The organism is Bradyrhizobium sp. P5_C12 (assembly GCF_054049735.1).
The window spans coordinates 76,341-94,916 of sequence record NZ_JBFULU010000007.1; the positions used below are offsets into that span (position 1 = coordinate 76,341).

General features: G+C 64.1%; 21 protein-coding genes. 9 read left to right on the top strand and 12 right to left on the bottom strand.

Annotated features, from left to right (window positions below; genetic code table 11):
• Positions 1–192 precede the first annotated feature (192 nt).
• Positions 193–450, bottom strand: coding sequence for a hypothetical protein (locus ACXJMY_RS08585; RefSeq protein WP_456618886.1), 258 nt, complete (start codon positions 448–450; stop codon positions 193–195).
• A 257-nt stretch (positions 451–707) separates the two neighbouring features.
• Between ACXJMY_RS08585 and coaD the strand changes: the two genes are divergently transcribed.
• From coaD to queA, 5 genes are all read left to right on the top strand, one after another.
• Positions 708–1,205 carry a pantetheine-phosphate adenylyltransferase gene (gene coaD / locus ACXJMY_RS08590; protein WP_456618887.1) on the top strand — a complete coding sequence of 166 codons (498 nt, stop codon included), beginning with the start codon at positions 708–710 and terminating at the stop codon, positions 1,203–1,205.
• Positions 1,206–1,242: 37 nt separating this feature from the next.
• Positions 1,243–1,818, top strand: a complete 576-nt coding sequence (locus tag ACXJMY_RS08595) for a peptidylprolyl isomerase (protein ID WP_456618888.1) — start codon at positions 1,243–1,245, stop codon at positions 1,816–1,818.
• Between the two features lie 8 nt (positions 1,819–1,826).
• Complete coding sequence (locus ACXJMY_RS08600; RefSeq protein ID WP_456618889.1) at positions 1,827–2,237, top strand: hypothetical protein; 411 nt, start codon at positions 1,827–1,829, stop codon at positions 2,235–2,237.
• Positions 2,234–2,698 carry a peptidylprolyl isomerase gene (locus ACXJMY_RS08605; protein ID WP_456618890.1) on the top strand — a complete coding sequence of 155 codons (465 nt, stop codon included), beginning with the start codon at positions 2,234–2,236 and terminating at the stop codon, positions 2,696–2,698. The genes ACXJMY_RS08600 and ACXJMY_RS08605 overlap by 4 nt, the downstream gene beginning before the upstream one ends.
• A 115-nt stretch (positions 2,699–2,813) precedes the next feature.
• Positions 2,814–3,887 (top strand): tRNA preQ1(34) S-adenosylmethionine ribosyltransferase-isomerase QueA, encoded by a 1,074-nt coding sequence (queA, locus tag ACXJMY_RS08610; RefSeq protein ID WP_456618891.1) that lies wholly within the window; start codon positions 2,814–2,816, stop codon positions 3,885–3,887.
• 96 nt (positions 3,888–3,983) lie between these two features.
• Here queA and ACXJMY_RS08615 read toward each other — a convergent pair whose 3' ends face one another.
• The 4 genes from ACXJMY_RS08615 to ACXJMY_RS08630 form a co-directional block, all read right to left on the bottom strand.
• On the bottom strand, positions 3,984–5,021 hold the full coding sequence (locus ACXJMY_RS08615) for an aspartate-semialdehyde dehydrogenase (protein WP_456618892.1): 1,038 nt from the start codon (positions 5,019–5,021) through the stop codon (positions 3,984–3,986).
• Positions 5,022–5,253: 232 nt separating this feature from the next.
• Positions 5,254–5,856 (bottom strand): PepSY domain-containing protein, encoded by a 603-nt coding sequence (locus ACXJMY_RS08620; protein ID WP_456618893.1) that lies wholly within the window; start codon positions 5,854–5,856, stop codon positions 5,254–5,256.
• A 279-nt stretch (positions 5,857–6,135) separates the two neighbouring features.
• A complete protein-coding gene (locus ACXJMY_RS08625; protein ID WP_456618894.1) occupies positions 6,136–6,882 on the bottom strand; it encodes a TetR/AcrR family transcriptional regulator in 747 nt (248 codons plus the stop codon).
• Between the two features lie 128 nt (positions 6,883–7,010).
• Entirely contained in the window at positions 7,011–8,144 is a 1,134-nt protein-coding gene (locus ACXJMY_RS08630; RefSeq protein ID WP_456618895.1) for a patatin-like phospholipase family protein, read from the bottom strand.
• Between the two features lie 277 nt (positions 8,145–8,421).
• On the opposite strand from ACXJMY_RS08630, the gene tgt reads away from it, so the two are divergent.
• Positions 8,422–9,570, top strand: coding sequence for a tRNA guanosine(34) transglycosylase Tgt (gene tgt, locus ACXJMY_RS08635; protein WP_456618896.1), 1,149 nt, complete (start codon positions 8,422–8,424; stop codon positions 9,568–9,570).
• Between the two features lies 1 nt (position 9,571).
• Here the strand turns inward: tgt and ACXJMY_RS08640 are convergent, their stop codons facing one another.
• Entirely contained in the window at positions 9,572–9,790 is a 219-nt protein-coding gene (locus tag ACXJMY_RS08640; protein WP_456618897.1) for a hypothetical protein, read from the bottom strand.
• 222 nt (positions 9,791–10,012) lie between these two features.
• Here ACXJMY_RS08640 and cysK point away from each other — a divergent pair, with 222 nt between their 5' ends.
• Both cysK and ACXJMY_RS08650 read left to right on the top strand, forming a co-directional pair.
• Complete coding sequence (cysK, locus tag ACXJMY_RS08645; protein ID WP_456618898.1) at positions 10,013–10,990, top strand: cysteine synthase A; 978 nt, start codon at positions 10,013–10,015, stop codon at positions 10,988–10,990.
• A 3-nt stretch (positions 10,991–10,993) separates the two neighbouring features.
• Positions 10,994–11,236, top strand: coding sequence for a BrnA antitoxin family protein (locus tag ACXJMY_RS08650; protein ID WP_456618899.1), 243 nt, complete (start codon positions 10,994–10,996; stop codon positions 11,234–11,236).
• A 43-nt stretch (positions 11,237–11,279) separates the two neighbouring features.
• Here ACXJMY_RS08650 and ACXJMY_RS08655 read toward each other — a convergent pair whose 3' ends face one another.
• The 5 genes from ACXJMY_RS08655 to solA form a co-directional block, all read right to left on the bottom strand.
• On the bottom strand, positions 11,280–12,032 hold the full coding sequence (locus ACXJMY_RS08655; protein WP_456618900.1) for an amino acid ABC transporter ATP-binding protein: 753 nt from the start codon (positions 12,030–12,032) through the stop codon (positions 11,280–11,282).
• Positions 12,033–12,043: 11 nt separating this feature from the next.
• Positions 12,044–12,823, bottom strand: a complete 780-nt coding sequence (locus tag ACXJMY_RS08660; protein ID WP_456619081.1) for an amino acid ABC transporter permease — start codon at positions 12,821–12,823, stop codon at positions 12,044–12,046.
• A 62-nt stretch (positions 12,824–12,885) separates the two neighbouring features.
• Positions 12,886–13,629 carry an amino acid ABC transporter permease gene (locus ACXJMY_RS08665; RefSeq protein ID WP_456618901.1) on the bottom strand — a complete coding sequence of 248 codons (744 nt, stop codon included), beginning with the start codon at positions 13,627–13,629 and terminating at the stop codon, positions 12,886–12,888.
• A gap of 98 nt (positions 13,630–13,727) precedes the next feature.
• Positions 13,728–14,540 carry a transporter substrate-binding domain-containing protein gene (locus ACXJMY_RS08670; protein WP_456618902.1) on the bottom strand — a complete coding sequence of 271 codons (813 nt, stop codon included), beginning with the start codon at positions 14,538–14,540 and terminating at the stop codon, positions 13,728–13,730.
• 76 nt (positions 14,541–14,616) lie between these two features.
• On the bottom strand, positions 14,617–15,786 hold the full coding sequence (gene solA / locus ACXJMY_RS08675) for an N-methyl-L-tryptophan oxidase (protein WP_456618903.1): 1,170 nt from the start codon (positions 15,784–15,786) through the stop codon (positions 14,617–14,619).
• Positions 15,787–15,911: 125 nt separating this feature from the next.
• Here solA and ACXJMY_RS08680 point away from each other — a divergent pair, with 125 nt between their 5' ends.
• Entirely contained in the window at positions 15,912–16,871 is a 960-nt protein-coding gene (locus ACXJMY_RS08680; RefSeq protein WP_456618904.1) for a LysR family transcriptional regulator, read from the top strand.
• An 81-nt stretch (positions 16,872–16,952) separates the two neighbouring features.
• Here the strand turns inward: ACXJMY_RS08680 and ACXJMY_RS08685 are convergent, their stop codons facing one another.
• Entirely contained in the window at positions 16,953–18,380 is a 1,428-nt protein-coding gene (locus ACXJMY_RS08685; protein WP_456618905.1) for a caspase family protein, read from the bottom strand.
• Between the last annotated feature and the right edge of the window lie 196 nt (positions 18,381–18,576).

Genomic DNA, 18,576 nt, shown 5'->3' on the forward strand with positions numbered 1-18,576 from the left:
GGCAATCGGCAGCGGATCAGGTTGATGGCCGGAAGCGACTGCGGGCGTACTGGACAACGGCAATCCCCCAATGGGTTCGCGCCCGACAGGCCATTCCGTGGGGCGCGATCATCAGGCAGTCTGCGACGAGACGTCGCAAATATCCATGAGATTCATACTGGGGGTTACATGACGCGAAGCTGACAGACCCGACTACGGGGTACGGTCGGCGGTCACCAGGCGCGCCTCGCGGACATTGCTCTTGGTGCCGGCGCGGCGCAGGCAGGAGGCCTCGAAGTTCGGCCAGGCCTGCTGCGAGCAGTCCTTGCCGATGGTCCGGATGTCGAGCCGGTCGCTCTTGGCGAGCGGCTGCGGCACGCTGGCTTCGACGGTCGGGGCAAAGCCGGGCAAAATGGTGAGCGCTGCGGCAACACACGCGGCGATGGCGATCGCTGAGATGGTCTTGATCATTGACGGTCCCCTGTGATGCGGCCGCTACGCCCAGTATGCGGCCCGTCATTCGTTGGCCGGATTAGTAACCATGGCCAGTTTCCGGACGTCTTCGCGGACGCGGGAAATGGTTTCGTTCGCGCTCCCTTTGTTTCGTGGCCGCTCCCGGGACGAAACAAATCGGCCGGCGCCGACAGGACCGGCGGCATATTTGGCGGGAAACGGCCAGGGAACCGGTCCGGCTTGCCGGGCCGGGCCGGGCGCGGTAGGACGGAGCCATGCCGCGCATTGCCTTCTATCCAGGTTCCTTCGACCCCATCACCAACGGCCATCTGGACGTGGTCCGGCATGCCGTTCCCCTGTGTGACAGGCTGGTGATCGCGATCGGGGTCCACCCCGGCAAGAAGCCGCTGTTCTCGACCGAAGAGCGGCTGAAAATGCTCGACGACGTGTGCGGGCCGGTGGCGGCGGCGGCCGGCTGCACCCTCGAGGCCACCACCTTCGATGACCTCTCCGTGACTGCCGCACGCAAGCATGGTGCGACCATCATGATTCGCGGTCTGCGCGACGGCACCGATCTCGACTACGAGATGCAGCTCGCCGGCATGAACGAGGCCATGGCGCCGGAGGTGCACACCGTCTTCCTGCCGGCGTCCCCCATGGTCCGCCCGATCACCGCCACACTGGTGCGCCAGATCGCTGCCATGGGCGGAGATGTTTCGACGTTCGTGCCGCCGCTCGTAGCAAGCCTGCTCAAGGCCAAATTCGCCGGATAACGGCGCACCGCTTCACCTCACCTGATCCGGAGTTTTCATGATCCGTCGTCTCGCAATTCTTGCCACGATCTTTGCCGCGCTCGTCGGCGCGGTCCCGGCGGGCGCACAGACCCTGCCGGCTGGCCTCGACAAGGCCAACGCCATCGTCATCGACACCACCAAGGGCCGCATCGTCATCAAGCTGCGGACCGATCTTGCGCCCCAGCACGCCGAGCGCATCAAGCAGCTCGCGCGCGAGGGCTACTACAACAACGTGCCGTTCCACCGCGTGATGGACGGCTTCATGGCGCAGACCGGCGACGGCCAGAACTTCAACGGCACCGGCGGCTCGAAATATCCGAACCTGAAGCAGGAATTCTCCAAGGTGCATTTCGCACGTGGCATCGTCGGCATGGCCCGGCGCGGCGACAGCGTTGATACCGCCAACTCCCAGTTCTTCATCATGTTCGCGGACGGCGGCAGCCTCGACAACAATTACACCGTGATCGGCGAGGTCGTGCAGGGCATGGACGTCGTCGACAAGTTGAAGAAGGCGCCTCCCGGTTCAGGCAGCGGCACCGTCACCGATCCCGACAAGATGGTGAAGGTGCAGGTCGCCTCCGACATCAAATAGGAGAGGCGATGGCGCGCCGTGGCGAAAAGCTCATCGTAGCTGCCGCGGCGCTGCTGTTCGGCCTGTCCGGCGCGGCCGCCGAGGACGCGCGGGTCAACACCATCCAGGAGGTATTCCAGCATCTGCGCACCTGCTGGAAGCCGCCCCCGGCCGCCAGGGCCCGCCCCATCGACATCACCGTCGTCGTGAGCTTTAACCGGGCCGGAAACATTCTGGGCCATCCGAGGATTACCTATGAGTCCGCGGAGGCCTCCGACGATGACCGGCTGCAATACCGGATCGCGGTGATGGAGGCATTGCAACGCTGCACGCCGATGCCATTTACCGATGCGATGGCCGGCGCCGCTGCGGGGCGTCCATTCGCGATCCAGTTTCGCAACCGGAAGACTTCACCCCCAACCCAAGAGAGACGAGCATGAGCGCCACTGAAAACACACTGATCCTCGAAACCACGCAGGGGCCCGTCACCATCGAGATGCGGCCCGACCTCGCGCCGAACCATGTCGCGCGCATCAAGGAGCTGGTCCGCGAGGGCTTCTACGACGGCATCGTGTTCCACCGCGTGATCGACGGCTTCATGGCGCAGACCGGCTGCCCGCACGGCACCGGCACCGGCGGCTCGGGCCAGAAGCTGAAGGCCGAGTTCAACAAGGAGTCGCATGTGCGCGGCGTCACCTCGATGGCGCGTGCGGCGAGCCCCGACTCGGCCGACAGCCAGTTCTTCATCGTCTTCGACGACGCCCGCTTCCTCGACAACCAGTACACGGTGTGGGGCAAGGTGACCTCCGGCATGGAGAACGTCGACAAGATCAAGCGCGGCGAGCCGGTGCAGAACCCCGACAAGATCGTCAAGGCGCGGATGGCCGCGGACGCGGAGTAACCGCAAGCACGTCATTCCGGAGGCCGCGCAAAGCGCGGCAATCCGGCATCTCGAGATTCCGGGTTCGATGCTGCGCATCGCCCCGGAATGACGCCAAGTGAGGCGCAACGGCGCAATGCGCACCGATCTCTTCGACTTCGATCTGCCCGCCGAGCGCATCGCGTTGCGCCCGGCGCAGCCGCGCGACTCCGCGAAAATGCTGGTCGTGGAGAACGGAGCCTTGCGCGACCAGACCATCTCCAACCTGCCGCAATGGCTGAATCCGGGCGACCAGCTCGTCGTCAACGACACCAAGGTGATCGCGGCGCAACTCAGGGGCCGCCGCATCGGCCGCGAGACCGAGCCGAAGATCGATGCGACGCTGATCAAGCGGCTCGACGGTTCGCGCTGGCAGGCGCTGGTGAAGCCGGCGAAGAAGCTCACCGCCGGCGACCGCATCCGGTTCGGCAATGAAGGCAAGGTCTGCCTGCTCGGCCATCTCGACGCCGAGGTCGAGGCCAAGGGCGCGGACGGCGAGGTGACGCTTGGCTTCTCGTTCCATGGCCCCGCGCTGGACCAGGCGATCGCCGATCTCGGCAGCCCGCCGCTGCCGCCCTACATCGCCTCGAAGCGCACGCCTGACGATCAGGATCTTGCTGACTACCAGACCATGTTCGCGGCGCATGAAGGCGCCGTTGCCGCGCCGACCGCGGGCCTGCACTTCACCCCGGCGCTGGAGCAGGCGTTGCGCGACCGCGGCGTCGGCATCAACCGTGTCACGCTGCATGTCGGGGCAGGGACCTTTCTGCCGGTGAAGGTGGACGACACCGAAGGCCACAAGATGCACGCCGAGTGGGGCACGATCCCGGCCGAGACGGCGGAGCGGCTCAACGCGGCGCGGAGCAACGGTGGCCGCATCATCGCCGTCGGCACCACGTCACTGCGATTGCTGGAGAGCGCCGCTGCCGAGGACGGCACCATTCAGCCGTTTACGGCCGAGACGTCGATCTTCATCACGCCGGGCTATCGCTTCCGAGCCGTCGACGTGCTGATGACGAACTTCCACCTGCCGCGCTCGACCCTGTTCATGCTGGTGTCGGCGTTCGCGGGGCTCGAGACGATGAAGCAGGCGTACGCGCATGCGATCGCGGAAGGCTACCGGTTCTATTCGTACGGGGATGCGTGCCTGCTGTTTCGGGCAGGGCCGTAGGGTGGGTTAGCGAAGCGTAACCCACCACTTCTCTATCCGCGTGGACAGTAAAGAGGTGGGTTACGCCTTCTGCTAACCCACCCTACGTACCTTCCGTTACGCCATCACCCGCTGCGGCAGCAGCTCCGCGATCTGCACGGCGTTCAGCGCGGCGCCCTTGAGCAACTGGTCCGCGGCCACGAACATCGAGATCGAATGCCCGCTAGGATCGCTGAGATCCCTGCGGATGCGGCCGACCAGAACGTCGTCCTGGCCCGAGGCGTCGATCGGCATCGGGAAGTAGTTCTTGGCGCGGTCGTCGACGATCTTCACGCCGGGCGCTTGCGCCATGATGGCGCGGACCTGGTCCTCGCTGATCGGCTTCTCGCATTCGAAGGTGATGGCCTCGCAATGGGCGCGCAGCACCGGCACGCGCACACAGGTCACGCCAATCGCGATTGTCTCGTCCTCAAAAATCTTGCGGGTCTCCTTGATGACCTTGGTCTCTTCGTCGTTGTAGCCGGTCTCGGGGTCGACCGCGGTGTTGTGGTTGAAGAGATTGAACGCGTAGGGGTGCGGCATCACCCTGGGCGTATAGACCTGCCCGTTGAGATTGGCGCGGGTGGACTCGACGAGCTCGTCCATTGCGGCCGCGCCGGCGCCGGAAGCCGCCTGGTAGGTCGAGATGATCACGCGCTTGATGCGGTTCTTCTGGTGGATCGGCCAGAGCGGAACCAGCGCGGTGATGGCGGCGCAGTTCGGGTTGGCAATGATGCCCTTGTGGTCGCGGATGCGGTTGGCGTTGATCTCGGGGATCACCAGCGGCACGTTCGGATCCATCCGGAACGCGGAGGAATTGTCGACCACGACGGCGCCGGCCTTCACCGCGATCGGCGCGTACTTCTTCGAGATGCTGCCGCCGGCGGAGAACAGGGCGATGTCGACGCCGTCGAAGGCGCGCTCGGTCAATTCCTCGATGACGACGTCCTTGCCCCGGAACGACACCGTCTTGCCGGCCGAGCGGGCGCTCGCCAGCGCCTTGAGCTGACTGACGCGAAAGCCGCGCTTGTCCATGGTGGCGATGAATTCGGCGCCCACCGCACCGGTGACGCCGACAATCGCGACGACGGGATCGTTACTCACTGTGTCCTCCATTGAATTTGCGATTTAGACAACAAAAAAGCCCCGGACCATCATGGGCGGGGCTTCGGTAGAGCAGATTGCGTTTTAGTCGACGACTACAAGCGCACGCCTCCCCGGGCCCCGAAGGCCGTGGTGGTTTTGGTCGTGCGTTTGGTGGTCGTGAACATGGCGGCGACTTATGCTGGAGAGTCTTGCGCCCGTCAATGGCTTTTCGGCGGGATTGTGGCCGGGGCGGGGGCCTCCGCTATTTGGCCGGGGCGCCCGGCGGCTCGAGGATGACCTCCTTGAGGTCATCGCCGCTGATGACGACGATCGCGAAATTGAGCCGGCCGCGTTCGCGCACCAGCCCGCCGCTGATGGCCTTGCCGGACGCCGTGTGCTCGGCAACGCGCACCGCATCCGCCAGGCGGTGCCGGATGGCGCCGAGCGCTGCGAGGTTGTTGCGATCCTCCGCGTCGAGCTCGGTCAAGGGCAGGGCCGCTTCCCCGCCAATGAGCTCACCGGTCGAGGCGTTGATCGTGTGCCGCCAGATCCGGTCGTTGTGCAGGGTCTTGACCCGGTAGACCGGCACGCCGGAACCGCCGTCAAAACTGACATCGGCAGTCGTGGCGCCGGCGTGCCGCGCTTCGGCAATGGCCATGGCCTGACTGATCGAGACGGTCGAGCTGCGGAAGCGCTCGATCTCGCGGCTGACCGCTTGGCGGTCGGCTTCCGCATCACCATCTGTCTCGCTGTGAAGGGCGGTGGGTGTGCCGCCTGCCGAGACGATCGCCTGCGCCGGCGCTGCGATGAGCATCGCCCACAGGGTGATCGCGAGGACCGGCTTCCAGCCTATGACGATGCGCATTCTCGTTGTCTCCATGCCGAGACCTGTCTTACCGGCCGGCGGCCCGGGCCGTCTTGAACAGAAATGCGCGGCCGACCATGGGCAGCGGCCGGCCGCGGATCATTGCAACGGGCTGTACCCGTCGCGGCGATCCTAGTCTGAAAGGCGGTCCGGACCCGTTTTGGGGCTGGTGAAAACCGGGCCTGAACCGCTTATAACAAAACCATACCGTATCGTTTTATTTTGGTCAATGGCGCGGCCGTGGCCCCCTTGGGGATAGATCGCGAGCTCACGGAATTGTCAGCGGGACGGACGGCGGCGTGGCGCGGCTTTGGCGGCATCCTTGACGCGATCGGCGGGTCCCAGCGCCCCGGCCAGGAACAGCTTGATCGCCGCGCGCATCCGCTTCTCCGCGGACTTGATTTCCATCGGGGTTCCGAACGTCGCCATGCGATGGGTGTGGCCGACGACGACGTCAAGAAACACCTCGGCCGCAATGGTGGTGTCCTCGACATCGAGGGCGCCTTGCACCACCAGATGATCGAAGAAGCGCGCGGTGGTGGCGACGGCCTTCAGCCAGCCTTCTTCCTTGCCGAGCTTGGCGATGTCGGGAAAGTTGATGGCCTGCGACGTCATCATGCGGCTGAAGGCCATGGCGTCGGGCCCGCAGGTGAATGTCAGCATCTCCCGCCCGATCTCGACCAGCCGCTGCTCGACGGAGATGTCGGATGAGCTGCCGAGCCGGGTCTCGGCCGCCGCGGACAGCGGCGCAAGCCAGCGCGAGATTTCGCGTCTCAGTACCGCCGTGAACAGGCCGCGCTTGTCGCCATAGCGGGAATAGACCGTGGGCTTGCTCACGCGCGCGGCTTCCGCGACCGCATCGAGCGAGGTCGCGTCGAAACCGCGATCCAGGAACAGGCGGGTGGCGACCTCGATCAGCCGCTGATCGCGCTCGATGGCGGCGCTTTTGGTCGGGCGGCCGCCACGGGATTTCGGCACCTCGCGCCGTGGCGCTGCCGGTTTTGTCCTGGTCGCAGTCAATCCCATGCCCAATGATTCCTGCGCGGTAGCAACAATGGTCATCGCTCTATAACGCGCAGGATCGGGGGCGTCATCGCGAATCTGGCCGAATTGGCCGTATCGTCAACGGTCTCCGTACGGCGTCGTTCCGGGGTTCAAGGGAGCGACGAGGTCCAGGCCTGGCCGGCCGCCGCTTTCTCATATCCGTACTGATATAGCGCCCGCATATAGGCGGTGTCGAACCCCTCCGAGGGCGACGCGGGATAATCGCGCGCGATGTAGGAGAGATGAAAGCCCAGCCGGTTGCGCTTGGCGAAATCATAGGTCGAGAAGATGATCGAGCGCGTCTGCGACTGGGTGATCGCCGACAGGCTGCGCGAGGCAACATCGATGGTGCTGTTGGAGACGAGCTCGAAATTGCGTTCGATCTTCTTGTTGACGAGGATGTAGATGTCCATCTTCGCGGTGCCCGGCAGGCGGCTACCCTGGAACAGCAGGGCTTCCGGCAGCGTCAGCACCGGCGCCGTCACGCCGCCATCGACATGCATCTCCTGAAACCTGCGGCCCTCGCCTTCGGCATCGATCATGATCGGAGGAAACACCAGGGGAATGCTGGCGGAGGCCGCCATCACGTCGCGAAATAGCTTTAGGGCCTCGGGTGTTCCGACCGCTGCGATCCTGCCCATGTCCCAGATCGCGGTGCGCTGGGTGTCGAGATCGGTCGTCACCACCAAGAGCTTTCGGCCCTTGGCGTTCTCGCGCGCGACCTGGGCCATGATTTCCGGCCCGACATAGCGGGCGACGAGCTCGCGCAGCCGCGTGTTGCCGAACAGGCCGGAGCCGAACAGCACGCGCATGATGCTGGGATCGTTCAAGAGGCTCTCGGCGATGCCGCTGGTGTAGACCTCCTTCAGCGTGTCGTCATATTGCGAGCCGAGGAACGCAAAGGGCGCGATCAGGCCCCCGGTGCTCACGCCGGAGACGACCGAGAAGGTGGGACGGGTTCTGGCCGCGCTCCAGCCGTTGAGCACGCCGACGCCATAGGCGCCGTCGGCACCGCCGCCGGATAGGGCCAGATAGCTTCGGGTGGCGGTGCTGGTGTCTTTCTCGAAGCTGAATTTCGTGACGGGATCGTCGGCGTAACGCCGGAGGCCGTCGATATCGAGCACGCGCGAAACACTGGCATCGGCCGCGGTGTAGGGCGTCCGCGGCAGCGTCGTGCAGGCGCCCAGCGCAAGGCTGCACGCGAGGACGGCCGATCCGAGCAGGCGAAGGCCTGTCCTCCTCATCCGGCCGCGGGAGAGGATCGATTCAGTCTGGGCCAAGGGGGAAGGCATTCGCCGTCAGTCACCGTCTACGCTACACGCCGCCGCCGGCATTTTCGCCGGGCGCCGACATCCCATCCTGACCCCGCTGATAGAACTATACGGTATCGTTTTGTTTAACAAGCGGTCGTGCGTGGGCCCTCACATGGCTCAATTGTGTCGGTCGTGGGGCGGTCTGGGTGGCTGACGGCCGCGAATTGGGCGGTTGATCGGTCTCTCCCGACACGCAATAAGCACCGCCATGAGTCGTCCCGACAGTTCTCTTCCCAATCATTTCCAACTGCTCGCCACCGATGGTGCCGCGCGGACCGGTCGCCTGACCACGCCGCACGGCGTGGTGCGGACGCCGGCCTTCATGCCGGTCGGCACCGCCGGGGCCATGAAGGGCATGCATTGGCGCGAGGTGCGCGACGCCGGCGCCGACATCGTGCTCGGCAACACCTATCATCTGATGCTGCGCCCGGGCGCCGAGCGGATCGCTGCGCTCGGCGGCTTGCAGACTTTCACCGGCTGGAACGGGCCGATGCTCACGGATTCCGGCGGCTTCCAGGTGATGTCGCTGTCGGATCTGCGCAAGGTCAGCGAGCATGCCGTCACCTTCCGCTCGCATATCGACGGCGCCAAGGTCGAGCTGTCGCCGGAGCGGTCGATCGAGGTGCAGCGTTTCCTCGGCTCCGACATCGCCATGCAGATGGACGAATGCGTGCGGCTGCCGGCCGAGCGGGACGACATCGAGCGGGCGATGCGCCTGTCGCTGCGCTGGGCGGAGCGCAGCAAGCGCGCGTTCGAGAGCGCGCCTGCGGGCTACATGCTGTTCGGCATCGTGCAGGGCGGCGACGTGCCGCAGCTTCGCCATGCCAGCGCCAGAGGCCTGGTCGAGATCGGATTCCACGGCTATGCGATCGGCGGCCTCGCCGTCGGCGAGCCGCAGGCCGTGATGCTGGCGATGATCGACGAGACCGCGCCGGCGCTGCCGACCGACCGGCCACACTATCTGATGGGCGTCGGCACGCCCGACGACATCCTCGAGGCGGTGAAGCGCGGCATCGACATGTTCGATTGCGTGATGCCGACACGCAATGGCCGCCATGGCGTCGCTTTCACCCGCTTCGGCCAGGTGAACCTGCGCAACGCACGCCACGCCGACGATCCGCGTCCGCTCGACGAAGCGAGCTCGTGGCCGTCGACGTGCAACTGCGCGCGCGCCTACCTGCACCATCTCGTCAAGGCCGGCGAGACGCTGGGGGCGATGCTGCTGTCCGAGATCAATATCGCTTACTACCAGTCCCTGATGCAGGGCATCAGGGACGCGATCGCACACGGAAGGTTCGAAGAGTTCTATCAGCGTACGCGCGAGGACTGGGCGAGGGGCGATATCGCCCAGCGCTAACTCAGTTGCAGACGAAGCGCTGCTTGACGGCGTGCTTGGTCACGAAGCCGTACCCGCAATTGTCGCAGGTCCAGAGATAGCTGATCATGTGGTCGGAAACGTACGCAGAGGCTTCGGCGGCGACCATGGAGTCGGCGCAGACGGGACAGGTGGGCAACTCGCTGCAACGCGGATCGCGCATCGGCACTACGGTCGACAACACTTCAGCTACTGCTGACATCGTGGTGACCTCCTGCTTCTAGACCTAAGTCTAACATAAGCAGAATCAGTTGACGAGGTCGCAACACAAATGCGTTGGTTTTCTGATAATTACAGCTCACGCGATTTTGCGATGCAGCGTATTTAACATGTGCCGCAATGTCGCTTGCGTGTCACCGCAAGCTGTCCGTAACTGCGCAAGAGCTGCGATAGAAGCGCAAACCGCCGTCACAGGGAGTTCATCATGGACGTATCGTCCACCACGGGTGCAGCGCACCAACCCGGCCGCGGCCGGGTCTACGACTCGATCGTCGAGGCTTTTGGCGACACGCCGATCGTGCGGCTGCAACGCCTGCCGGGCATGCACGGCGTGAATGCGACCATTTTGGCAAAACTTGAATATTTCAATCCGGCCGCCAGCGTGAAGGATCGGATCGGGGCGGCCATGATCATCGCCATGGAGAAGGCGGGCATCATCAAGCCGGATACCGTGCTGATCGAGCCGACCTCCGGCAACACCGGCATCGCGCTGGCCTTCGTCGCCGCCTCGCGCGGCTATCGGCTGAAGCTGGTGATGCCGGAATCCATGTCGATCGAGCGGCGCAAGATGCTGGCGTTTCTCGGGGCCGAGCTGGTGCTGACGCCGGCGGCGCAGGGCATGAAGGGCGCCATCGCCGCCGCCGAAGAGCTGCTGAAGACCACACCGAATTCGGTGATGCCGCAGCAGTTCAAGAACCTCGCCAATCCCGAGGTGCATCGCCGCACCACTGCGGAGGAGATCTGGAACGACACCGGTGGCAATATCGATTTCTTCGTTGCCGGCGTCGGCACCGGTGGCACGATCACCGGCGTCGGCCAGGTGCTCAAGCCGCGCAAAGCCTCGTTGCGGGTGGTCGCGGTCGAACCCGAGGAAAGCCCGGTGCTCTCCGGCGGCCAGCACACCCCGCACAAGATCCAGGGCATTGGCGCGGGCTTCGTGCCCGACATCCTCGACCGCTCCGTGATCGACGAGATCGTGAAGGTCAACTCGACGACGGCGATCGAGATGTCGCGGGCGCTGGCGCGCCACGAGGGCATTCCGGGCGGCATCTCCTCGGGCGCCGCCATCGCTGCCGCGCTCCAGATCGGCAAGCGGCCGGAAGCTGAGGGAAAAACCATTCTGGCGGTGGTGCCATCCTTCTCGGAGCGCTATCTTTCGACGGCTTTGTTTGAAGGAATTTAGCAGATGGCGGATCTACCGAGGCGGCCACGGACATTGGGCGACGCGCGGACCGAAGCCGAGGCGGCGTTCAAGAAGGTGACGGCCAAGGTCGCCGTGGCGCCGCCCCCGAAGCAGAACACGGCTCCCGGGATCAAGGAGCAGGTCACGCTGCGCATCGACCAGGACGTCCTCGAGTTCTTCCAGGAGGGCGGCCCCGGCTGGCAGGACCGCATCAACGACGCCCTGCGCAAGGCCGCGGGGAAGTAGGGGCCGGCTGCCAGGGGCGCCGAAAGGCGGCGCGCCGGCGAACTCAGAGGACCTGCGACAGGAATCGCTGCGTTCGCTCGTCCTTGGCCGCCGTAAACAATGCTTCCGGCGGCCCGTGCTCGACGATCACACCGCGATCGGTGAAGTAGACGTGATCGGCGACCTCACGCGCGAAGTTCATTTCATGGGTGACGAGGAGGCATGTCATCCCATCCTCGGCAAGCTCCCGGATGGTGACCAGGACCTCCTTGACCGTTTCCGGATCGAGGGCGGCCGTAACTTCGTCGAACAGCATGATGTCCGGTCGCATCGCCAGCGAGCGGGCGATAGCCACGCGCTGCTGCTGTCCGCCGGAGAGTTCACCGGGATAAGTATCCTCCTTCCCCGCGAGCCGCACCTTGGCGAGCAGCGCTCGGGCGCGCGCTTCGACCTCGGCACGTTTCCGGCCGAGAACATGGATCGGCGCCATCATCACGTTCTGGAGCGCGGTCTTGTGCGGGAAAAGATTGTACTGCTGGAAGACCATCCCGACCTTGCGGCGCAGCGCCAGCTTGTCGAGCCTGGGGTCGGAAACCTCGATGCCTTCGATTTGAATGCTGCCGGACGAGATCGGTTGAAGGGCATTGATGCAGCGGATCAGCGTGGATTTTCCTGATCCGGACGGGCCGATGATACAGATCACCTCGCTCTTCCTGACCGACAGGCTGATACCTTTCAGAACCTCGAGAGCGCCGAACGACTTTCTGACGTCGACGCATTGGACGATGGGCTGATCCGGAGTCCAGCTCGTGGCCATGCTCTGCTTCCTCAGCGTAMGCGGAACCGGCGCTCGAGACGAGCGGTCCAGAGGTTGATCGGATAACAGTAGAGAAAGAAACACAACAGGGCGAAACCGTAGAGCGGCGCGAACAGCTCCGGCCTGCCGCCTTCGGCGGCATGCACCTGTGCTGTCAGGGTAAGCATTTCCGAAACACCGACGATCGATGCCAGCACCGTCGACATCGCGACCAGCGCATAGACGTTCATCCAGGGCGGCAACATGCGCTTGATGCACTGTGGCAGCATGATCAGCCACATCGTCTGGCGCCGCGTGAATGAGAGCGATTCCGCTGCCTCCCATTGCGTCGATGGAATGGAGCGGACGGCACCGCGCACGACCTCGGCGACATTCGCCATGACGGGCAATGCGAAGCCCACCGTTGCCTTGATCCAGTCCGGCAAGGGGACGGTGGTCTTGAACAGGGTGATCTGGAAGGGCACCAGAAACATGACGAAGAACAGCAGCACCAGCCAGGGCGCGTTCCGGAAGAATTGAGTCAGGAACCAGCTGACGGCTGCGAGCGGCCGGAATTCCGATAGCAATCCCAGACCCAGGCCAAGCCCGGCGATGGTCCCCAGCAGCATGGCCAGCAGGGAGATCAGGATGTTGAAGGCGAACCCTCGCAGCAGCAGTGGCGACCACTTCACGATGACTTGCAACGGGGACAGCACCGCCGGCCCGGTCTGCGCCGCCCACGCGGTGGATGCAGCCATGATAACGCAAAAACAGAGGATCGCGGCGGACAGCGGGTTGATCCGAATGGACATCCGGGTCGGCGCGAGACGATACGGCAGAAGGACGGCGAGCCGGTGCTCGGCCTTGGCGGCTTTCATCGGACATATCCCGGGATGCGCATCGCCCGCTCCCAGCGATGCATCAGCCAGACGAGGACGCCGACAAGGATGCCGTAGGTCGCCAGCAACACGACCATCATTTCGAGGACGTTCTGCGATTCCGACCAGATCTGCTTGACCGCATAAAGTGTTTCGGGAACGGCGATCGCGTAGGCGAGGGTGGTCGTCTTGAGCAGGTTGACGAGGTTGTTGTTCAATGCGGGAAGGCAGACGCGAATGGCCAGCGGAAGGACGATATGGATGTAGGCCTTGAGGCGCGTGTATCCGAGCGCCTCGGCGGCTTCCAGCGTCGTTCTCGGCACCGCCTCGATGCCGGAGCGGAAGATTTCGACGTTGAATGCACCCGCGAACAGTGACAGCGAAATGATGGCCCACTGAACGTTGCTCAGCAGCGGAACGCGCATGCCCGCCGCCTCGACGGCCGGAAGCATGGTGCCGAGGCCGAAATAGAAAAAGAAGAGCTGGACCAGCGGCGGCGTGTTGCGGAACACCACCACGAAAGCATTGACGGGCAGCCGCAACAACATCGACGGACTGCCCTGCAGCAAGGCGCCAACCGCACCGATCACGAGGCTCAGCAGGATGGTCGTGACACTCAGAAGCAGCGTCATCTTGAGGCCGCCGAAATAGCGGTCCCAGTCGTACGCATCGTAGAACACGGAGAAATTCAGCCCCGTTGACTCGTAGAGCCGTTGAAACCAGTCGCCGATGGCGTGCATTTTGCGCGAGACCGAGGTGCTGAGGCGATGCCTCGTATCAGTGCATTGGTTCGACCTGTTCGGAGCGCAAGACCGTTCCGGCGCTCCGGTTCACGCGCTCATTTGTCCTTGTATTGCTCGTGCATGGAGACCGAATACTCGGTCGGCGTAATGCCCCACTTCTTTTCCGCTGCCACGATGAAGCCCGTCTTCATCCAGTCCTTTGTCGTATCTTCGAGCAGCTTCTGAAGGCTGGTATTCTCGAGCGCAACGGCGATCATCCACGGTGAAGGCAGAACACCTTTCAGGGGCAAGTCGTAGTCCGTCTTCCACTCATCCTCCAGCAGTTTGCCTTGCAGGAAGGTCTGATCATAGACATAGCCGATGCAATTGCCCTGCTTCATGGCGAACAGGGGCTTCTCCGAGCCGTCAAACGCAACGATTTCGGGGCCGTAGGATTTGGCGACGTCCTTGTTGTACCAGGCCCCCGACGTGGCGCAGACGGGTTTTCCCTTGAGCTCGGCCCAGTCCTTGATGCCGGACTTCTTGTTGAGAAGGATGTTCACATAGTCCGAATAGTACAACGGTTCGATGGCTTGAACCACGCGACGGCGTTCCGGCCTGTCCGACATGGTCGCGATCAGCAGGTCAACCTTTCCCTGCTGAAGAAATTCAATTCTGTTCGAGGCCGCGACCGGAACGAGTTCGAGTTTGACGCCGAGGCGCTTGGCAATGTCTGCGGCGAGATCCGGCTCGATGCCGACCACGTTTCCCGTGGGATCGCGGAAGCCGAAGGGCTTGTAGTCAGCCTTGACACCGACATTCAACGTGCCGCGCTGCTTGATGGCATCGACGCCATCGGCTGCTTGGGCACTGCCAAGCATCAGCAGCGCCGCGACTCCTGTCATCATAGAACGGACAATGTCTCTCATCGGATGACGCCTCCAGGATTTAAACCACGACGCGCGTTGCGCGCGCTTTTTCAAGATACAAGGCTCGTGCCAAACGTCACGAAAATCGGGAGATGGAGAATGGGCTGAGGTCGATCGCACTTCGACCGTCGGTCACCATCCCGGCCACGACGTTGCCGATACCTGCCGAGTGCTTGAAGCCGTGGCCCGAGCACGCCGAGACGACGCAAATTCTGTCCTGGTTGGGATGGCGGTCGATGATGAAGCCCCGATCGGGCGTCACAGTGTAGATGCAGGCAGCCGCCTGCGCGACGCGCGGCGTGGCGCCGGCGAGCCGCCCCGCGACGTGCTTCCGGTACATTTCAGCCGATTCCGCGGGATCGACGGTGCGGTCGATGGTGTCGGCCGTCGTGTTGGTCTCGTACTGCTCGGTCGCTACTTTGAGGCGACGATCGCCAGGCAATGGCGGAAAGCCGTAGAGGTAGTCGACATCCGTCGCGCCGTGCATCCAGATGAACACAGGGGCGTTGGCGCGATACGCGCTGGTATCGTCGAGCTCGTACCAATGCAGCACCTGTCGCTTCACCGTGAGCACGCGATCGAACGGTGCGCCGAGCAGGTGGGCATTCCAGCCGCCTGCCGACACGACGGCCTGGTCCGCCTCGAATGTGCCTGAGGACGTTTCCACCCGAACGGCGGAGCCTCTCTGCACGATCGAGAGAACCTCGACTCCCGTGCGTATCGTTGCGCCGAGCTGCTCCGCGCGCGTCAGTTGCGCCTTGATGCAGCGCTCCGGAAAAACGTATCCTCCGCCGGGTTCGTAATAGGCCTTCTCGTTACCCTCGAGATTCAGGAATTGCGGGAAGCGATAAGCCACCTCTCGCCCGTCGAGCACTTCATGAGCGATGCCGAAGTCACGCGCGGCTCCGATCGAGCGTGCGACGAAATCCGGCTTGCCGTGGTGCGACGTCTCGCCAACACCGGGCGCCATGACGACGAGGCCACATGGCGTGAGGAGCTCGGCAGACGTCTCGGCTTCAAGCTCACGCCAGATCCGGTGGGTATCCAGCACCAGGGGCACGTAATCGCGGCCTTCGCCGACCGCCTGACGGGTGATGCGGGTTTCGCCGTGGCTGGATCCCATCGTGTGGGGCGGGGCGAAGCGATCGAGGCCGACCGCCTTTACCCCTCGCTTGGCCAGTTGGTAGAGGGCCGCGCTGCCCATGGCACCGAGGCCGATCACCAGAATATCCGCTTTCTCGCTCATGGATCGGGACTGCTTAATTGTTAGGACGATCCGAAGTCTGCTTTCGGATGCGGCTGTCCTACAAGGATAATTCATATAATGAAGACAATTTGCATGTTAATATGACTTCTGCTTAAGCTATGGATATGACGCCACCCATTCCAGACTTGCGAAGCTTGCAGATTGTCGCTGCCGTCGCGGAGTCCGGCAGCATGCTTCAGGCGTCCCGTCAGTTCGGGATGACGCAATCGGCGGTCTCTCAGGCTGTGCGGCGGGCCGAGGCCTCGATCGGAGTCGCGTTCTTCAACCGCAGCCGGAGGCCGCTTACACTGACGCGGGCGGGCCGCATCCTTGCTGGCCGGGTTCGCGATCTGAATCGCGACTTTGACGCATTGCTCAGCGCACTCCGGGACGCAGCGAAACTGCCTGAGCGTGTCGATCTGAGGCTCGGCGTCATCGACTCCTATGCCGCCACGGTCGGCGCACACCTCGTCAAGGAGCTCATGACGGGTGAGGTCGCACTGAGTCTGTCCGTTTGGTCGGGCCTTGCTCACTCGCATGCCGAGGCGCTGGTCCACCGAACGATCGATGCGGCGATCACATGCGATGCGATGGATGACCTGTATGACGTCGAGCGCTTCCCATTCTATCGCGAGCCAAATCTGCTGGTGGTGCCGCGCGGCATGGAGGCCGAATTTGCCGGCCTTGATCTGCGGAATATCCTCGGTCGACATCGCCTGGTCCGGTACAGCGAGCGTTCCTATGCGGGCGCTCAGGTCGAGCGCCATCTGAGCCGCATGGGCATTCGCCCGCCGCGGGCTTTTGAGTTCGACACCTCGGACAGTTTGGTCGCCATGGTCGCGACCGGGATGGGCGTCGCGATCACCACGCCGCTGTGTCTGTTGCAGGGGCTTGCCCATGCTGGTCAAGTCAGCGCTCTCCCTCTGCCGGGCCCCGGATTTTTTCGTGAGCTGCTTCTGGTGACCCGCCGTGGCGATCTCTCATCACTGGCGCCGCGCATCGCGGAGATGGCTCGGACGAGCATTACGATGCAGGCGATGCCGCGGATCCGGACGCTCGTGCCTTGGTTCACCCAGGATTACTAGCCATTGCCAGCACGCCATTGCCAGCACGAAAAAGGCCCGGCTCTCGCCGGGCCTTTTTGCGTTTTGGAGCCGGGTCTCGCCTCAGCGGCGGAACATGCCGCCCATCATGCCGCCGACGACACCGCCGACGAAGGCTGCGCCGGCATCGCCGCCGCCGCTGTTGCGAGGCTGCGCCGGTGCGCTCTGGGCCTGGGCGGGGGCCGCACGCCGGGCCGGCTTTTGGCTCTCGTCGCTCGCGGTGGCCGGCGCGGCCGCCACGATCTCGGACAGCAGGGCCTTGTGCTGGAGCTTGTTGAGGTAGCCCGTCGACGGATAGCCGCGGGCGGCCTGCCAGCGCTTCAGCACGGTCCGGGTCTCGTCGGTGAACGCGCCGGTCGCCTTGGTGTCGAAGCCGAGGCCGGTGAGGCGGCGCTGCACGTCGCGGCGCTGGCCCTTGTCGAGGCCGATCTGGTCCTCGGTGAGCTGGCTGGCATCGTCAGTGAAGGTCGCGGGATCGACACCGGCATTGAGGTTGCGGGTCGCAGTCGAGGGGCCGCTCTTGATCGCCGCGAGGCGTGCCAGCGCCAGGGCCTTGAACTGACCGTTCGGATAGGCCGAGAGGTAGGCGTTGAGCTCCTCCGGCTTGTTGCTCTCCTTCACCGAGCGCCAGTATTCGAGCTCGACACCGTCCGAGCTGCCGGCGGCCGCCGCTGGCATGCTGCCGGCCGCGGTGGGGGCGGCGTTGGCCACCTGGGTCGTTGGCGCCTGGTTGAGGTAGACCGCGCCGATCAGGTTGGTATGGCCCCAGGGCAGCTGGCCCTTGCGGGTCTCTTCATTGACCTGGGCGCGCACCGACGTCATCGCCTGCTGGATCTCGATGCCGGGCTTGGTGATGTTGTCGATCAGCGCGCGGGTGAACGGGCTGTTGTTGCCCTCCTGGCCGTCGAGCGCGGTCTGGCCCGGGCCGGTGGCGAACGCGATCAGCGTGCCTTCGCCGGACTTCATCTCGGCGAGACCGCTCTGCACGTTGACGCTGCGGGTCGCCGAGTTCGACTTGATCTTCGCGGCAAAGGGATTGTCGCGGCAGGCATCAAGGAACACCAGCTTGACCTTGGCATCGCCCATGGTCTGTTCGAGCGTCAGGTCGATATTGATGGCGGCCCCTAACTTGACGTCCATCTCCGACTTGATGTCGGCATCGACCGGCAGGAGATAATTGCTGCCGCTGACGGCGATGCCGTGGCCGGCATAATAGAACACAGCGATGTCGGAGCCCTGCGCCTTGCGGCCGAAGTCCAGGAGCTTCTCCGTCATCTGGTCGCGCGTGAGGTTGGAGCCTTCGATCACCTCGAAGCCGACATTGCGCAACGTCGACGCCATCGCCTTGGCGTCGATCGGCGGGTTCGGCAATTGCGCGACGTTCTTGTAGGTGCCGTTGCCGACGACGAAGGCGACGCGGCGGTCGGCCTTCGCGGCGCTGACCGACAGCGCCATGCACATCAGCGAAGCGAGGAGGGTGAGATAGCGCATCTGAAATCCCCAGAATCGAATTGCAGGCAGCAACAAATTGGCAACGAACCTACACGAAGTGCCCGACTTCGCGCCACCAAAACGGCAGTACGTCGTATTCAACCCGCTGCTGTGTGGCCGAATGTGCACGATGGAATGCCCCTCCAACGTGATCCAAATCACACGGCCACTTCGTTTTGTCGCGCGAGGCCGCGCG

Excerpts from the sequence above, each read along its gene's own strand:
- ACXJMY_RS08670 (WP_456618902.1), bottom strand. The coding sequence starts at position 14,540 with ATGAGAGACATTGTCCGTTCTATGATGACAGGAGTCGCGGCGCTGCTG.
- cysK (WP_456618898.1), top strand. The coding sequence starts at position 10,013 with ATGGACGTATCGTCCACCACGGGTGCAGCGCACCAACCCGGCCGCGGC.
- ACXJMY_RS08665 (WP_456618901.1), bottom strand. The coding sequence starts at position 13,629 with ATGCACGCCATCGGCGACTGGTTTCAACGGCTCTACGAGTCAACGGGG.
- solA (WP_456618903.1), bottom strand. The coding sequence starts at position 15,786 with ATGAGCGAGAAAGCGGATATTCTGGTGATCGGCCTCGGTGCCATGGGC.
- ACXJMY_RS08600 (WP_456618889.1), top strand. The coding sequence starts at position 1,827 with ATGGCGCGCCGTGGCGAAAAGCTCATCGTAGCTGCCGCGGCGCTGCTG.
- ACXJMY_RS08640 (WP_456618897.1), bottom strand. The coding sequence starts at position 9,790 with ATGTCAGCAGTAGCTGAAGTGTTGTCGACCGTAGTGCCGATGCGCGAT.
- queA (WP_456618891.1), top strand. The coding sequence starts at position 2,814 with ATGCGCACCGATCTCTTCGACTTCGATCTGCCCGCCGAGCGCATCGCG.
- ACXJMY_RS08605 (WP_456618890.1), top strand. The coding sequence starts at position 2,234 with ATGAGCGCCACTGAAAACACACTGATCCTCGAAACCACGCAGGGGCCC.
- ACXJMY_RS08625 (WP_456618894.1), bottom strand. The coding sequence starts at position 6,882 with ATGGGATTGACTGCGACCAGGACAAAACCGGCAGCGCCACGGCGCGAG.
- ACXJMY_RS08630 (WP_456618895.1), bottom strand. The coding sequence starts at position 8,144 with ATGAGGAGGACAGGCCTTCGCCTGCTCGGATCGGCCGTCCTCGCGTGC.
- ACXJMY_RS08585 (WP_456618886.1), bottom strand. The coding sequence starts at position 450 with ATGATCAAGACCATCTCAGCGATCGCCATCGCCGCGTGTGTTGCCGCA.
- coaD (WP_456618887.1), top strand. The coding sequence starts at position 708 with ATGCCGCGCATTGCCTTCTATCCAGGTTCCTTCGACCCCATCACCAAC.
- ACXJMY_RS08685 (WP_456618905.1), bottom strand. The coding sequence starts at position 18,380 with ATGCGCTATCTCACCCTCCTCGCTTCGCTGATGTGCATGGCGCTGTCG.
- ACXJMY_RS08680 (WP_456618904.1), top strand. The coding sequence starts at position 15,912 with ATGACGCCACCCATTCCAGACTTGCGAAGCTTGCAGATTGTCGCTGCC.
- ACXJMY_RS08650 (WP_456618899.1), top strand. The coding sequence starts at position 10,994 with ATGGCGGATCTACCGAGGCGGCCACGGACATTGGGCGACGCGCGGACC.
- ACXJMY_RS08620 (WP_456618893.1), bottom strand. The coding sequence starts at position 5,856 with ATGCGCATCGTCATAGGCTGGAAGCCGGTCCTCGCGATCACCCTGTGG.
- ACXJMY_RS08655 (WP_456618900.1), bottom strand. The coding sequence starts at position 12,032 with ATGGCCACGAGCTGGACTCCGGATCAGCCCATCGTCCAATGCGTCGAC.
- ACXJMY_RS08615 (WP_456618892.1), bottom strand. The coding sequence starts at position 5,021 with ATGGAGGACACAGTGAGTAACGATCCCGTCGTCGCGATTGTCGGCGTC.
- tgt (WP_456618896.1), top strand. The coding sequence starts at position 8,422 with ATGAGTCGTCCCGACAGTTCTCTTCCCAATCATTTCCAACTGCTCGCC.
- ACXJMY_RS08595 (WP_456618888.1), top strand. The coding sequence starts at position 1,243 with ATGATCCGTCGTCTCGCAATTCTTGCCACGATCTTTGCCGCGCTCGTC.